General features: G+C 41.4%; 13 protein-coding genes. 8 read left to right on the top strand and 5 right to left on the bottom strand.

The genetic code is table 11. The features are described from left to right. Nucleotides 1-342 precede the first annotated feature (342 nt). The 5 genes from H6G97_RS19370 to pstB all read left to right on the top strand — a co-directional run bounded on the left by H6G97_RS19370 (nt 343) and on the right by pstB (nt 5,367). Nucleotides 343-1,500: a sulfate ABC transporter substrate-binding protein gene (locus H6G97_RS19370; RefSeq protein ID WP_190942337.1), complete on the top strand. Its 1,158-nt coding sequence runs from the start codon at nt 343-345 to the stop codon at nt 1,498-1,500. An 87-nt stretch (nt 1,501-1,587) separates the two neighbouring features. Continuing rightward, nucleotides 1,588-2,589: a PstS family phosphate ABC transporter substrate-binding protein gene (locus H6G97_RS19365; protein WP_190942336.1), complete on the top strand. Its 1,002-nt coding sequence runs from the start codon at nt 1,588-1,590 to the stop codon at nt 2,587-2,589. A gap of 52 nt (nt 2,590-2,641) precedes the next feature. Continuing rightward, a complete protein-coding gene (gene pstC / locus H6G97_RS19360) occupies nt 2,642-3,583 on the top strand; it encodes a phosphate ABC transporter permease subunit PstC (protein WP_190942335.1) in 942 nt (313 codons plus the stop codon). 5 nt (nt 3,584-3,588) lie between these two features. Continuing rightward, nucleotides 3,589-4,488 (top strand): phosphate ABC transporter permease PstA, encoded by a 900-nt coding sequence (gene pstA / locus H6G97_RS19355; protein WP_190942334.1) that lies wholly within the window; start codon nt 3,589-3,591, stop codon nt 4,486-4,488. Between the two features lie 51 nt (nt 4,489-4,539). After that, nucleotides 4,540-5,367 (top strand): phosphate ABC transporter ATP-binding protein PstB, encoded by an 828-nt coding sequence (gene pstB, locus H6G97_RS19350; protein WP_190942333.1) that lies wholly within the window; start codon nt 4,540-4,542, stop codon nt 5,365-5,367. 395 nt (nt 5,368-5,762) lie between these two features. Here pstB and H6G97_RS19345 read toward each other — a convergent pair whose 3' ends face one another. Beyond that, nucleotides 5,763-7,160, bottom strand: coding sequence for an amidohydrolase family protein (locus H6G97_RS19345; protein WP_190942343.1), 1,398 nt, complete (start codon nt 7,158-7,160; stop codon nt 5,763-5,765). 84 nt (nt 7,161-7,244) lie between these two features. On the opposite strand from H6G97_RS19345, the gene H6G97_RS19340 reads away from it, so the two are divergent. The 3 genes from H6G97_RS19340 to H6G97_RS19330 all read left to right on the top strand — a co-directional run bounded on the left by H6G97_RS19340 (nt 7,245) and on the right by H6G97_RS19330 (nt 9,346). Beyond that, entirely contained in the window at nt 7,245-8,024 is a 780-nt protein-coding gene (locus H6G97_RS19340; protein WP_190942332.1) for a cysteine hydrolase family protein, read from the top strand. Nucleotides 8,025-8,140: 116 nt separating this feature from the next. Continuing rightward, nucleotides 8,141-8,596 carry a cupin domain-containing protein gene (locus H6G97_RS19335; protein ID WP_190942331.1) on the top strand — a complete coding sequence of 152 codons (456 nt, stop codon included), beginning with the start codon at nt 8,141-8,143 and terminating at the stop codon, nt 8,594-8,596. A gap of 294 nt (nt 8,597-8,890) precedes the next feature. Next, nucleotides 8,891-9,346: a GNAT family N-acetyltransferase gene (locus tag H6G97_RS19330; RefSeq protein WP_190942330.1), complete on the top strand. Its 456-nt coding sequence runs from the start codon at nt 8,891-8,893 to the stop codon at nt 9,344-9,346. Nucleotides 9,347-9,625: 279 nt separating this feature from the next. Here H6G97_RS19330 and H6G97_RS19325 read toward each other — a convergent pair whose 3' ends face one another. The 4 genes from H6G97_RS19325 to aepX all read right to left on the bottom strand — a co-directional run bounded on the left by H6G97_RS19325 (nt 9,626) and on the right by aepX (nt 14,353). After that, nucleotides 9,626-10,708: a 2-aminoethylphosphonate aminotransferase gene (locus tag H6G97_RS19325; RefSeq protein ID WP_190942329.1), complete on the bottom strand. Its 1,083-nt coding sequence runs from the start codon at nt 10,706-10,708 to the stop codon at nt 9,626-9,628. Nucleotides 10,709-10,720: 12 nt separating this feature from the next. Then, nucleotides 10,721-11,881, bottom strand: coding sequence for a phosphonopyruvate decarboxylase (gene aepY / locus H6G97_RS19320; protein WP_190942328.1), 1,161 nt, complete (start codon nt 11,879-11,881; stop codon nt 10,721-10,723). Between the two features lie 120 nt (nt 11,882-12,001). Next, nucleotides 12,002-12,313 (bottom strand): hypothetical protein, encoded by a 312-nt coding sequence (locus tag H6G97_RS19315; protein WP_190942327.1) that lies wholly within the window; start codon nt 12,311-12,313, stop codon nt 12,002-12,004. A gap of 384 nt (nt 12,314-12,697) precedes the next feature. After that, entirely contained in the window at nt 12,698-14,353 is a 1,656-nt protein-coding gene (gene aepX, locus H6G97_RS19310) for a phosphoenolpyruvate mutase (RefSeq protein WP_190942326.1), read from the bottom strand. Between the last annotated feature and the right edge of the window lie 9 nt (nt 14,354-14,362).

Genomic DNA, 14,362 nt, shown 5'->3' with positions numbered 1-14,362 from the left:
TGGTCATGGTTGAAGAGTCGAATTCGTCAACAACTTATTCAATTTGACTGTATCAGGGATGCTATGGAATATGTACTTCGCCTAGCGTCCTAACCGCCTTGTCTGTTGCTATATTTAGTCAGTATATGTATATATGCAACCGGATTGTTTTGCTTTCCAGCAGAAAAACCTGTTTTTTGGAATGTCTTGGTAAATCAGATTTATTTGCTACTTAATGATCGTTAATTGCTCATTGAGTAAAAAAATTAATCCAAATGATAGATAAATATTATTCTATATACCCTATAATTCTCATAATTACGGTATCCATGTAGAAATACCGTAGATTTAGGGGTGATTCTAATGAGCAAGTCGCAACAACCGATACAATTAAGCAAATTCCTAAGTGAAGGGATACAGGCTTATGTCATGAAAGCTTTGCAGAGTATACAACTCTGGTACCAGCACGCAATTAGAACTTGGTTGAATGGACACACTACACAAAGCTTTGTAAGTCTGTTTCTCATCGCTACTTTTTTGAGTGTAGCAGTAGCCTCCTGCTCTGGAAGGAGTTCAGCTAGCAAAAATGATGTTAATCTGAAATTAGTATCTTTTTCTGTTACCAAAGCGGCTCATGACCAGATCATACCCAAATTTGTAGAGAAGTGGAAGCAAGAACATAACCAAAACGTCACTTTTGAGCAAAGTTATGGAGGTTCTGGCGCTCAAACTGCTGCTGTAATAGCCGGTTCGCAAGAAGCAGATATAGTACATTTGGCACTTCCCTTAGATGTCAACAAAATTCAGCAAGCGGGTTTAATTAAATCTGGTTGGGAAATTAAAGCTCCGAGAAGTGGTATTGTTAGTAGATCAGTTGCTGCGATCGTCACGCGCGAAGGCAATCCTAAAGGAATCAATACTTGGGCAGACTTGGCAAAAGATGGCGTAAAAGTGATTGCCGCGAACCCAAAAACCTCTGGTATTGCTATCTGGGAATTCTTGGCTTTTTGGGGTTCGGTAACTCTAACAGGCGGTGATGAGGCGACAGCACTAGATTATGTCACCAAAGTTTATAAAAATACCTCTATATTAACGAAAGATGCTCGTGAGGCTAGCGATTTATTCTTCCAAAAAGGTGAGGGAGATGTCTTAATCAACTACGAAAATGAGGTAATTTTGGCGGAAACAACTGGGCCGAAACTGCCTTACGTCGTACCAAAAGTGAATATTTCCATTGATAATCCTGTAGCCGTAGTCGATAAAAATGTCGATAAGCACGGTACAAGAGAAGTTGCACAGGCGTTTGTTGATTTTCTCTACTCAACAGAAGCTCAACGGGAATTTGCAAAATTACAATATCGTCCTGTTAACCCCACAGTTACCCAAGAAGTAGCATCAAAATATCCCCCAATTCAAACTTTATTTACATCTCAAGATTTGGGTGGTTGGGATATTATCCAGAAAAAGTTTTTTGGAAATGGGGCGATTTTTGACAAAGTTCAAGCTGCAAGCAAAGCATAATATCTCTCTCTTGTTCATGCAGCATGATCTACTTACAAATAGCCAAGCATAAGAAATTCTCAGTCACTTTATCTCAATTGATAATTTATGAGCTTTCGTAGCCGATTTAAGAATAGCTTCTTCCTAACATCTTTAATGTTTATTGCCAGCAGTATCACTGCTTGTAACGGTAGGCAAGAATTGAAAAGCCAGGTGAGTATTGATGGTGCGGCTGTAGGTTTTTTTGTTTCTTTAGCAGTTGCAGAAGAATACGGAAAAGTTAAACCTGAAGCTAAAGTCAGCGTTGCCTCCAGTGGTACTGGTGGTGGCATTAGTAAGTTTTGTGCTGGTGACATTGATATTGTTGGTGCTTCTCGTACTATTAGGGATGAAGAAATAAAAAAATGTAAAAGTAAGAATATTGAATTTGTTGAGTTCCCCATAGCTTTAGACGGCATCGCTGTGATTGCCAACCGTCAAAATAATTTTGCCAAATGTCTAACTATAAAAGAGCTAAGTACGATTTGGAGCGCTAAATCAGACGGCAAAATATTAAATTGGAATCAAGTTAATCCCAAATTTCCTAATCAACAACTGAAGCTTTATGCTCCGGCTTCTGATACTGGAACGTTTGATTATATGACTCAAGCTATTACTGGCAAAGCCAAGAATGGTCGTACAGATTATACTCCGAGTCACAATCAAAATTTACTCGTACAAGGAGTTTCAGGTGACGTATCAGCTTTAGGTTATGTAGGCATATCTTACTATATTCAAAACCAAGATAAACTCAATTTAGTTGCTGTAGAAAGTCCTACAGGAAAATGCGAAAAACCAGTTCCGGTAGATAATGTGATCAAAAATATCTACACACCTTTGTCTCGTCCCCTGTTCATCTATGTCAGTAAAAAATCCTTAGATAGTAAGCCAGCAGTCAAAGAATTTGTGGCATTTTATCTAGAAAATTCTTGGAAATGGGTAGACAGCGTAGGTTATGTAGCATTACCTGACGAAGCTTATGTCAAGGTAAAACAAAAATTGGCTACTGGTGAAACTGGTACAAAATTTAAAAAAGCAAAACCTGGAGAGCCAATCACAAACTTTATTTAAATAATAAAGTAGGATTCTTTGTAGTATCATCGTATTCAAAATTTAACTTTTTATGCAAAATAGCAATTCTGAAGAAGACTCTTATCAACTGTTCAGACAGTCACTAGAGAAAAATGCATCTGAAGATATCTTAGAAAAGATTATTGCGGTAATTTTATTTGCTTGTGCTTTAGTTTCTGTTGTGACTACCTTTGGTATTGTCTTAATTATTTTTCAGGAGGCATTTGGTTTTTTCCAAGAAGTTACCTTTGCTCAATTCTTTCTTGATACTAAGTGGACACCTCTATTTGCAGATAGACATTTTGGTGTTTGGCCCTTGATAGCTGGTACTTTCTTAACTACAGCTATAGCTATGGCAGTTGCTATTCCTTTGGGTTTATTTTCTGCTATTTATTTAAGTGAGTATGCTCAACCCAAAGTAGCAGCAATTTTACGTCCAGCAGTGGAACTTTTAGCAGGGATACCAACTGTAGTATATGGTTACTTTGCGCTGTTGTTCCTGACACCATTGCTGCGAAATATTATTCCTCTAGAAATATTTAATGCCTTGAGTGCGGGGTTAATGATGGGGGTAATGATTACTCCTACTGTTGGTTCCATCAGCTTAGATGCTATTCGAGCAGTTCCACATTCTTTGCGTGAAGGAGCTTACGCTTTAGGTATCACTAAGCTAGAAAGCATTTTTAAAATAGTTCTACCAGCAGCGCTTTCTGGAATTATAGCCTCGATTATTTTGGGTATTTCTCGCGCTGTGGGTGAAACGATGACTGTCCTTATTGCCGCAGGTCAACAGCCAAAGCTGACTATTAACTTTGCGGAATCAGTAGAAACAATGACAGCTTACATGGCACAAATTTCTGGTGGAGATAGTCCGCGTGGTAGCCTCAGTTTCAAGACTTTATATGCTGTGGGCGCTCTTTTATTTCTAATGACCCTAGCTTTGAATATTGTTAGTTACTGGATTGCAAATCGCTTTAAGGAAAAATACGATTAATCAGTATGGCTACAAGTTATCAACAAGATGGTTCTTTAGACTCTGCGGCAGAGTTTACTGATAATGTTGAGAGTAGAGAGACGTTAGGAAAAGTATTTGAAATAGTTTTTTTGTTAGGGTTGCTGATTGGTATATTTGTCCTGGCCTTGCTACTTTTCGATATTTTTCGAGATGGATTAGCCAGATTTTTAACACCCGGCTTTCTAACAGAAACCCCTTCTCGTTTTCCTGAGGAAGGTGGAATCCGTCCTGCTATTGTCAGCAGTATCCTTTTAGGATTTATTGTGATTGGCGTCACTGTCCCTATTGGTGTCGGAGCAGCTTTATATCTAGAAGAGTATGCACCTAAAGCTTGGTGGACAGCGATTATTGAGATTAATATCAGCAATCTGGCTGGTGTGCCTTCTATTGTCTATGGATTGCTGGGTTTAGGAGTTTTCAATTATTTGCTTGGGTTCGGCCCCGCTTTAATTTCCGGTGCATTGACTTTATCTTTGTTGTCTTTGCCAGTAATTATTGTGACAGCTAGAGAAGCAATTCGTGCTGTCCCGGATTCCTTGAGAAATGCTTCCTACGGTTTAGGTGTCACCAAATGGAAAACTATCAGTAGTCATGTCATACCCTATGCTATTCCCGGTATTTTGACTGGGGTGATTATCTCTGTATCCCGCGCTATTGGTGATGCAGCCTCTCTAATTGTTGTAGGTGCTGTGGGTTTTCTCACCTTTAACCCTGGTTTGTTCCAGAGATTTATGGCATTACCCATTCAAATTTATAGTTACATTACTCGTCCTGAACCGGGTTTTGCTGATGCAGCCGCAGCGACAATTATTGCGTTGTTGCTCTTGATTTTAGTTTTAAATGGTGTAGCAATTTATATTCGGCAACGCTTCTCAATACATTAGGTAATGAAATATCTAATTGATTACATTCACAGATATTAGGAAATACGCAAAATGACTTATAGCAACAGTAGAAGTAAATCAGATAGCGCCACAATTAACCAAGATAATGATGTCTTTAATCTTGAAGGTGTAAAAGTATTTTATGGGGGATTTTTGGCACTTTTAGATGTTTACCTAAAGATTCCTGAAAAACAAATTATTGCTTTTATTGGCCCATCAGGATGTGGTAAAAGTACCTTATTACGTTGCTTCAACCGGATGAATGATTTAATTCCTGGAGCGAAGGTTGAGGGTAGACTGAATTATCGCGATCGCAATATTTACGATCCCAAAATAAATTCTGTAAAATTGCGTCGCCAAGTCGGTATGGTTTTTCAAAGACCGAATCCTTTCCCTAAGTCAATATACGAAAATATTTCCTTTGGGCCGCGTGCTAACGGTTACAAAGGTAACATCGATGAATTGGTGGAAGATTCCCTCAGACGCGCTGCTATTTGGGATGAAGTAAAAGACAAACTCAAAGAGAAGGGTACTGCATTATCTGGCGGACAACAACAACGGCTTTGCATTGCTCGTGCGATCGCCATGAAGCCAGATGTATTATTAATGGATGAACCATGTTCTGCTCTCGATCCAATTTCTAGCCGTCAAGTAGAAGAACTCTGCCTAGAACTCAAGGAGCAATACACCATCATTATGGTGACACACAATATGCAACAAGCTTCTAGAGTCGCAGATTTTACGGCTTTCTTCAATACAGAAATTGACGAGCATGGTAAACGTCGTGGCAAATTAGTTGAGTTTAATCCTACAGTCCAAATGTTCAGTTCTCCTCAAACCAAAGAAGCTGAAGATTATATCAGTGGACGCTTCGGTTAAAGAAACATCATAGCAGAAAGGGAAAGGTAAAAGCCAAGTTCAGTTGTGAGCGACTATTATTCATTTTCCCTTTAACCTTTCCCCCGTACAAGCTGAGACTAGGTAATATAATATTTCCTTGGAGCATTTCAATAATTTTAAAATTTTGGAATGCTTTAATTAGTCTCTGATATCATGTTCGACTTAATACTTATGTCATTGCGAGGGTAGCGCGGCAATCCCAAACCTTTGCGATTGCTTCATTCCACTTCGTTGCATTCGCAATGACATATTATAAGTGATTTGCCGAACATGATATGACTTCCAAAAAAGTCTGCATTAGAGGGAGACATACTCTCTGTATATTAAATACCAAAGCACAAATTTTTTGCCGCAGTTCTGTATTTATTTGTCTTTTACAACCCCATAACCGTGCGATAATGAGCCTCAATTTGCGCGACGGTTTCAGACTTACGTTTTGTCTCCCATTGACTGCGATTAAATAATTCTTGTCGCAATTCATCAACGTTAATTGTCGTTACTTTGCCATCAGCAACAATCTGCTTACCATTTACCCAAGCACTATTAACAACATTTGTAGGACGCCCTAAAACTAGCAAACCAATAGGATCTGTACGGGGCAATAATGATAAATTGGTGAGATCATAAAGTACCAAATCGGCTTGTTTACCTACAGTTAAAGATCCGAGTTTATCTGCTATATTCAGTCCTTTTGCACCTCCCAAAGATGCCATCTCCACTGCTTGTCTGGGCGTAATCCAGTGTTGGTAATCTGAGTTTGTAACGTTGTGCAAGATAGAACCCATTTTGATGGCTTCTAGCAAATCTTGAGAGTCATTACTAGAAGCACCGTCACAACCAAAAGTTACATTTACTTCAGCTTGACGATATTTTAAAATTGGGGCGATGCCACTGCCTAAACGCAGATTACTTAAGGGATTATGAACAACTGTAGACTGGGTTTCGGCGAGAATGGCGATATCAGCATCATTTAACCACACACAATGGGCTAGTGTTGTACGATCGCTCAAATATCCGATTCTTTTCAAATGTTCCACAGCAGTACAACCGTACTTTTCTTGAGCGAGTTTTTCTTGTGCCTTGGTTTCGAGTAAATGGGAGTGACGACAAAGATTATAGCGATCGCTTAACTCAGTACACCCCTGAAATAAAGCATCAGTACATAATTGAATCCCTGTTGGTGCAACTAAAATATTTATACCCTCATCCGGGCGATGAAATTGTCTCACCGCCTCTTCGATGATTTCCAATGTTGCCGCAGTTGAGCGAAAATAAGGTTCATGCTTTTGGGCTGATTCTCCAGATGGAATACCCGCGCTGAGGGATTCATCCTGAATTAAGGGGGCGATAAAAGCACGAATTCCCACTTCTCTGTAAGCACGAGTGGCAATGGCGATCGTTTCTAACTCAAGTCCGGGAATTAACACCAAGTGATCTACTACACTTGTCCCGCCGGAAAGTAGAGTTTCTACCGCAGTACCCAAGGCGCTGAGATAAACTTGTTCGGGATCGAGGGGAGCAAAATCATACAGTTCCGCCAACCACAATTCTAAGGGGAAAACTGACATGATTCCTCGCTGCCACATCTCGGATGAGTGGGTGTGGGCGTTGAAAAAGCCAGGTAGCAGTAGCTTATTTTTGCCATCAATGGCAGTGCCAATTACTTGTAGATTAGGGGCAATGGCTGCAATCGCACCATCTATAATCTGTACATCTACCGTTGCATAATCATCACTGAAGGCAATCAAAACATTCTGGATAGTGAAATTCACCATATTTAACCTTGATTAAGTAATCGTCTTTTAAACTAAATTTCAAGTTACAAAATAGAAAATGGTGTTGGGTATTGGAATTTTATGAATTTACCACTACGGACATTGGGAGTTCCACCAAATGCGTGGACAGTGAATGATGCGATCGCAGATATCACTCGTCCTCAAAAGACTCCACAACCCGTTATTTTATCAACAGAAACTAAAACCCTGCATCTAGACTTGGCAAAAGCTGCTATCCTCGTCATTGATATGCAAAACGACTTCTGTCACCCTGATGGCTGGTTAGCGCATATCGGCGTGGACGTAATTCCGGCGCGTCAACCCATTGAACCTTTGAACAACTTACTTCCCGAACTGCGTGAGGTTGGCGTTCCAGTCATTTGGATAAATTGGGGCAATCGTCCCGACTTGCTCAATATTAGTGCTAGTTCGCGCCACGTTTATAATCCCACAGGGGAAGGTGTGGGATTGGGCGATCCACTGCCAAGCAATGGTGCTAGAGTACTCATGGCAGGTAGTTGGGCCGCAGCAATAGTAGACGAACTAGAACAGATTCCCGAAGATATTTATGTGGACAAATACCGCATGAGCGGATTTTGGGACACGCCATTAGATAGTATTTTGCGGAATCTAGGAAAGACAACATTATTTTTTGCTGGTGTTAATGCTGATCAATGTGTGCTTGCTACGTTATGTGATGCCAGCTTTTTAGGATATGACTGCGTATTAGTTAAAGACTGCACCGCCACAACTTCTCCTGAATATTGTTGGCAGGCGACATTGTATAACGTCAAACAATGCTTCGGTTTTGTCAGTGGTTCGCAAGAGATTTTAACAGCGTTGCAAAAGAGTGAGGAGTGAGGAGTTAAGAGTAGTTAGGGTTTTTGTAATTTAGAGATACAACTAAAAACTCAATATTCAAGACTTAGATTTTAGGAATTTTCGTACCCATCGATAACTTCAGAGGGGATAAATAAATGTACGCTACTCGTTGTGTAATTCCGGTGATCAAATCTCCTAAAGATTACCAAGTATATCGCATCAGTCCCAACGACTCTAATCGATTAGCAATTATCTTTGATTCAACAAATGCTAATACTTCCTTGACTTGCTGTATTGAGATTTTTGATGTTGGTGGACAAACACCGCCAAATCGCCATCAGTGGGCGGTGGAAATGTTTTTTGTCCTCAAAGGGGAAGCGATCGCTATGTGTGACGGCAAGAGTGCCACGATCAAAGCTGGAGATAGTTTATTAGTGCCTCCTACTGGAACTCATTTGATTAAAAATACTGGTTCTACTCGCTTGTACACGTTGACTGTGATGGTTCCTAATGAAGACTTTTCGGAATTGATTCGCAGTGGCATTCCGACGGAGTTAGATGAAGAAGATATGGCAGTACTGGGGAGATTTAATGCTTTAATGCCCTGTTAAAATAATTCGTAATACAGCAGTTTTCTTTTATATGAAGTACAAAGCGATGCACTTTGAAGCAGAAGGCATTTATTGCTGGAGGTAAGAGGTAGAAACTCTTTGTATCTGATTTTTAGTCCTGCATTTTGTACCTCACCTATTTGCAAACTGCTGTATCATTTATGTATACATTTTGAGAGATTGCCCGGCTTCTATATTCAGTAGTTGTTTCGCCAGTTTAATTCGCTGAAATATATTAGTAATTTCATAATATAACGGTTTCAATATCATGTTTTAGTAGCGACGATCTAGAAGATGACCCAGTACAGCAACCTAGAACTTAAAGAAGCTTCGAGCCAAGATATTGACTTGCTACTTGAGTTCATGTCAGGCTTCAATCAAGAAGAAAACATCAATTTTAATACAGAAGTTTATCGAGAGCGAATACATATTGCATTTGATTCCCCTCAACTCGTGAAGCTTTGGATGATTATTACAAACTCATGTGTCGGCTATGCGGTTTTGACTTTTAGTTTCAGTTTTGAGTTTGGTGGAATTTTAGCGACAATTGATGAAATCTACATTGTTCCTGAAAAACGTGGCAAAGGTTTGGGAGCATCAGTTTTACAGCTTTTAGCGCGAGAAGCAAAAATCTGTGGAGCAATAACCCTAAGTGGTGATATCTCTGATGAAAAGCCCTGGCTTTTTACTTTTTACAAGCGTGCTGGCTTTGAGTGCTACCCGTATCGTCCTTATTACAAACATTTATGATGGCAAATAGGAAGCGGCATAACAAGCCAGTTGAAGCAGACTCGCAAGAGATTTTGGTTGTGTTACAAAAAATAAATTATACCAATTTGAAAAAAGAATGCGACAGATGGGTAGGGGCACAACATTGTTGTGCCCTTACAAATAATTGATGTGTCGCAAACATTATTTTAATTGGTATTATCCTAAATTATTTCTAGATTTGTAGGAGCGCAAGTCCTTGTGCCCCTACATACTAATTGCAGCCGCTTTTTGGACACAAAATTAATATTATGGACAGGTTTAATTACTGTCTTTGGAAATAATTTGTTTAACAACAGTAAGAAATCGTTCCATATCAACCTGAGTAATAGCTCCCATTGTTGATACTCTAAAAATAGATTGTGCTAAATTTCCTTGTCCAGAATAAATGACATAATCTTGTGCTTTGAGTTGGTCGTGAAATTCTTCATAGCTGAAATTATCTGGCAAATAGTAGGCATTCAAAACCACAGATGAACTTCCTAAAGGAAGTAAAGGTTTAATTCCCATTGAGGCTAAACCGTCTCTGACTAAGCTGGCAAGTTGGTTGTAATGGCTGTGTCTAGCACGCCAACCCCCGGCTTCTGCCATTTCTTGCAAAGCTTCTGTTAAGGCATAAAACGTCTGTACTGATTGCGTAAAAGGTGTGCCGCCTCGGTCTTGCTGCTGGCAATAAGTTGCTAAATCTAAATATAAGGTACGGGGGATTGTATCTACTGACGGCAGTGCATCCCGTTGCAGGATGACAAAGGACACTCCGGGAACGCCATGCAGACATTTATTCGCTGTCGCAGCGCAAGCGATGATTCCCCAATCTGCAAAATTTATTTCCTCAGCACCAAAGCTGCTGACTGCATCTACTAATAGTTTGATGCGGCGTTCTTGGCATATTGGCGCAAGTTCCGCTAAATTATTTAAGCGACCAGTAGTAGTTTCGTGATGGACGACAGCAAGGTGGGTGATGTCGGCGTTTTCATCCAGAAGTTTGACTAAAGCGTTGATATCGATTTCGGCATCCCAAGGATGGGAAAGTGTGATGTAATTAATGCCGTGGATTTTGGCGATTTTGGATAGTCGTTCGCCATATACACCGTTTTCAATTACTAGTAATTTACCGCCTGTGGGTACTAAACTGCTGATCATAGCTTCCATCGCGGCGGTTCCAGAACCGGTGAGAAGAACTGCTGCCCAGTCGCTTCCAAGACCATAAACTTGAAGTAGCTGTTCGCGGATTCTGGTTTGAAGTTGGGAAAATTCCACTTCACGGTGACACAAATCAGGACGCAACAAGGCATTTCTGACGCGATCGCTCAAATTGACGGGGCCGGGATTTAGTAAAATCATTGAATTTATTAATTACGAATTACCAATGTGTTTCATAAAGCGTTGTAAAACGGCTTCCGGGGTAAGGTTGGGTCTGGGTAGATTTTCTAAAGTTCCGGGACGAATTTTTAAATGAGCAAATTTAGGTCTGGTGTTAGCATCTGCGGTAAATAAGGCATCTAAAAGAGCGGGATCATCTCCGTCTAATGTGACACCATAACCGCATGCTTCGGCAATTTTGGCAAAGGAAATACCTGCCGAAACGGTGGCTTGCGCGCCTGTGGAATCGTGGACTTCATTATCTAAGAGAATATGGGTCAAGTTAGCACCGCCATAAGTGCCGATAGTCGCAAAATTACCCATTCGCATTAATGCTGCTCCATCGCCATCAATCACTACTACCTTGAGGTCTGGACGTGCTAAAGATAATCCTAACCCCATTGAGGAAGCGCAACCCATTGAGCCGACCATATAAAGATGATTGGCGCTGTCTTTACTAGCAAAGAGTTCGCGCCCCATGTAGCCGGTGGTAGCAATTACTACAGTGTTTTCTGGATCGGTAAGTTCCACAATCCCAGCTAATGCTTCGCTACGAGAAATGCGTTGTTCTTTGTTATCCCGAAAAAAGCTTTGCTGAATATGAGCGCTAGCACTATTTTCTCGTTCGGGAATAGAAGAACGGGTGAGCGCATGGGGGGCAATCGTTCCTTTACGCATAATTAGAGCATAAGGATGGCGCTCTTGTTGCATATAGGCTGTGGCTCTTTGCAGAACGGGTTCTATTTCTGCTGCTTCTGTGGGAAAAAATTCCCAAGGTATAGTCATTGTTTGCAGCAATTTATCTGTGATTTGCCCCATTAATTGATGTTGCGGTTCATCTTGTAAATGGCGTTCGCCTCGCAAGGTACAAATCAGCAGCATTGGAATCCGAAAGATATAAGTTAGGGAGGTTAACGGGTTAACAGCATTTCCCAAACCAGAGTTTTGCATCATCACCACAGCAGGTTTACCAGCAATTGCGGCTCCAGCTGCGATCGCTACAGCATCTCCCTCATTGGCTGCGGAGATATATTTAAGTTGAACGTCATTGATGACGTAGTTAATAAAAGGCGTGAGAAAAGAACAGGGTACGCCGGTGTACCATCCAAAGCCAAGATTACGCGCAGCTTCTACAAATTCTTGTGCCTGGATCATAATTAAAAATTTACAGCAATTTTCAGGTATTTAGACGATTGAGATGGGGAGTGGGAAGTTGGGAGTAGGGAGGAAAGATTATTACTTCGACTTTAGAAAGCGAAACTTGAGCTTCAGAACTCAAAACTTTAACCTCAGAGCTTTGTAGATGAACCTCAAAGCTTCGTTAATGAACCTCAAAGCTTCGTCGATGAACCTCAGAGCTTCGCCGATGAACCTCAGAGCTTTGTAGATGAACCTCAAAGCTTCGTTAATGAACCTCAAAGCTTCGTCGGTGAACCTCAGAGCTTCGCCGATGAACCTCAGAGCTTCGCCGATGAACCTCAAAGCTTCGTCGATGAACCTCAAAGCTTCGCCGATGAACCTCAAAGCTTCGCCGATGAACCTCAGAGCTTCGCCGATGAACCTCAGAGCTTCGCCGATGAACCTCAAAGCTTCGCCGATGAACCTCAGAGCTTCGCCGATGAACCTCAGAGCTTCGCCGATGAACCTCAGAGGTTGTTTGAAAAGTAGTTAGCTGTGATTTTAGGCACTTCTAGATCCCCCCTTAAAAAGGGGGGAACCGGAATTAAAGTCTCCCAATTTATCGGGGAGCCAGTGCGGTCTTCTCCCAAAGGGAGAGGCTAGCGCCTTCTCTGCGAGAGACTTCCGCCAACGCGGAGCGTCTCGTATAGAAGGGGGTTTCCCCATGAGCAACTGGCGTGGATTTAGGGGGATCTAAAACCTTTTGCTACCAACAAGAGGACTTTTAAAACATCCTCTCAGAGCTTCATGAACTTCAGAGTTCAAAATTTTCACCTGCTCACTCCCCACTTTCTATTGTTTTAATTGAAAAGCAAGGTCAAGATCGTCCAAAGAATTAACATCTAACCAGTTACCGCGGATATAAAGCACCTTGATCGGTTTTCCTTGCTCGATTAAATAATTGCATAATTCTGGTAAACCCAAACTGTTAAATTCCGGTCGTTTTTGCAACTCATTGAGTGCTTCACTCAACCACTGTCTACCTTGACTCCGCAGACGCAACATCCCAATCCAGCGTCCGCTAGACTTTCCTAATTGCGTTTGTGTCGTTTTAGAAATGTTCAACAGGTTGACATCCTGTCCAAACAGAGAAAGATCGTCTGGAATTGAGCAATAGGCGTAGTCAGGTGAACCGCTAACAGACTTGCTGTTCCCCACAGAATCAACTACAGCCACAATTTCTCCGGGACATTCTAATAAGTCTTGCAGGATGTAGCTTCTAAATAGTAAATCCCCGTAAAGCACCAGCATCTCTTCGCCGAAGCTGGCTTGAGCGCAGGCTAAGGATGCTAATTCTCCTGTTGTTTCATAATCGGGGTTGCGGATGACTTTAGTCCCCGGAACATTGATAGTTTCTGCTTTGTAACCTGCGACAACGGTAATATCGTTGATGGCAAGTTTTTTGAATTTGTCCATCAATAACCTGAGTAGAGGTTTACCTCCAAGGGGTAACATCACTTTCGGTTTATCTTGCGTCAATCCTGCTAACTCTTGTCCTCTGCTAGCAGCCAAAACGATCGCTTGGGTATGTTGTTGTCCGTTGCTAAAGTAACGTTTTTCGGCTTCTAAGAGTTCATCCGCGCCCTGTAGCCGGAAAATTTCCTTTACCGGAGCAATATCATCTTCAATGTTGATTAAAGTTTCACTGGCTTGAACTTCGCGGGCGATCGCTTGCATACTAGCAACAGCAGCTCGAATCAAATGGTTTGCCCAAATGACCAAATTAACTTCGGCTTTGCGAAAAACATCAGTAGGTGTGCTGTAATATTTAGTCGGTATAAACACTAACGGAGAACGACCCGCCCATTCTTTAGCAAAGGCTAGCACTTGATCGGGGCGCGATGATTTACTGTGAATCAAGATTGCGGTTGCTCCGGCAGCGTGATAAGCTTCAGCTCGGCGCAGTGCCTCCGAAAGATCCCAGCCGGCGATCAAAGCTTCGAGTCGGGCGACGATGCAAAAATCTGGATCTGTCTGACTATCTTTACCCGCTTTAATTTTGCCGCAGAATTCATCAATATCAGCCAAAGCTTGGCGACTCCCGTTGATGAAGCTGTTGGTTTTAGGAAAAAGCTTATCTTCAATACAGACTCCAGCAATGCCTCGCTGTTCTAACTTTTTAACCAGGCGACGCATATTATTAAAGTTGCCATAACCAGTATCCCCATCTAACAAAATAGGGATGCTGGTGACATCAGACATAAACTCCAGCATTTCTACAACTTGAGTCCAACTGGCTTCATTATTATCTCGAACGCCATATTGAGCCGAAAGGGCTAATCCACTCGCCCAAATTCCTTTAAATCCAGCCTCTTCCACAATCCGGGCACTAATCCCATTGTGAGCTTCCATGATGAAGTCGAGTTGAGGCGATTCTAGTAATACTCGCAATTGGGCACATTTATTTAATTTTGCAGAGGTATCATTGGGTGCAAATATTTGATGCATTTATTCTGC

The organism is Nostoc flagelliforme FACHB-838 (assembly GCF_014698065.1).
In the GTDB taxonomy this organism is placed as follows: Bacteria; Cyanobacteriota; Cyanobacteriia; order Cyanobacteriales; family Nostocaceae; genus Nostoc; species Nostoc flagelliforme_B.
Note: the sequence above shows the minus strand (reverse complement) of the source record. Positions and strands in the feature narration are given on the sequence as shown.

Excerpts from the sequence above, each read along its gene's own strand:
- H6G97_RS19370 (WP_190942337.1), top strand. The coding sequence starts at position 343 with ATGAGCAAGTCGCAACAACCGATACAATTAAGCAAATTCCTAAGTGAA.
- H6G97_RS19365 (WP_190942336.1), top strand. The coding sequence starts at position 1,588 with ATGAGCTTTCGTAGCCGATTTAAGAATAGCTTCTTCCTAACATCTTTA.
- pstC (WP_190942335.1), top strand. The coding sequence starts at position 2,642 with ATGCAAAATAGCAATTCTGAAGAAGACTCTTATCAACTGTTCAGACAG.
- pstA (WP_190942334.1), top strand. The coding sequence starts at position 3,589 with ATGGCTACAAGTTATCAACAAGATGGTTCTTTAGACTCTGCGGCAGAG.
- pstB (WP_190942333.1), top strand. The coding sequence starts at position 4,540 with ATGACTTATAGCAACAGTAGAAGTAAATCAGATAGCGCCACAATTAAC.
- H6G97_RS19340 (WP_190942332.1), top strand. The coding sequence starts at position 7,245 with ATGAATTTACCACTACGGACATTGGGAGTTCCACCAAATGCGTGGACA.
- H6G97_RS19335 (WP_190942331.1), top strand. The coding sequence starts at position 8,141 with ATGTACGCTACTCGTTGTGTAATTCCGGTGATCAAATCTCCTAAAGAT.
- H6G97_RS19330 (WP_190942330.1), top strand. The coding sequence starts at position 8,891 with ATGACCCAGTACAGCAACCTAGAACTTAAAGAAGCTTCGAGCCAAGAT.
- H6G97_RS19325 (WP_190942329.1), bottom strand. The coding sequence starts at position 10,708 with ATGATTTTACTAAATCCCGGCCCCGTCAATTTGAGCGATCGCGTCAGA.
- aepY (WP_190942328.1), bottom strand. The coding sequence starts at position 11,881 with ATGATCCAGGCACAAGAATTTGTAGAAGCTGCGCGTAATCTTGGCTTT.
- aepX (WP_190942326.1), bottom strand. The coding sequence starts at position 14,353 with ATGCATCAAATATTTGCACCCAATGATACCTCTGCAAAATTAAATAAA.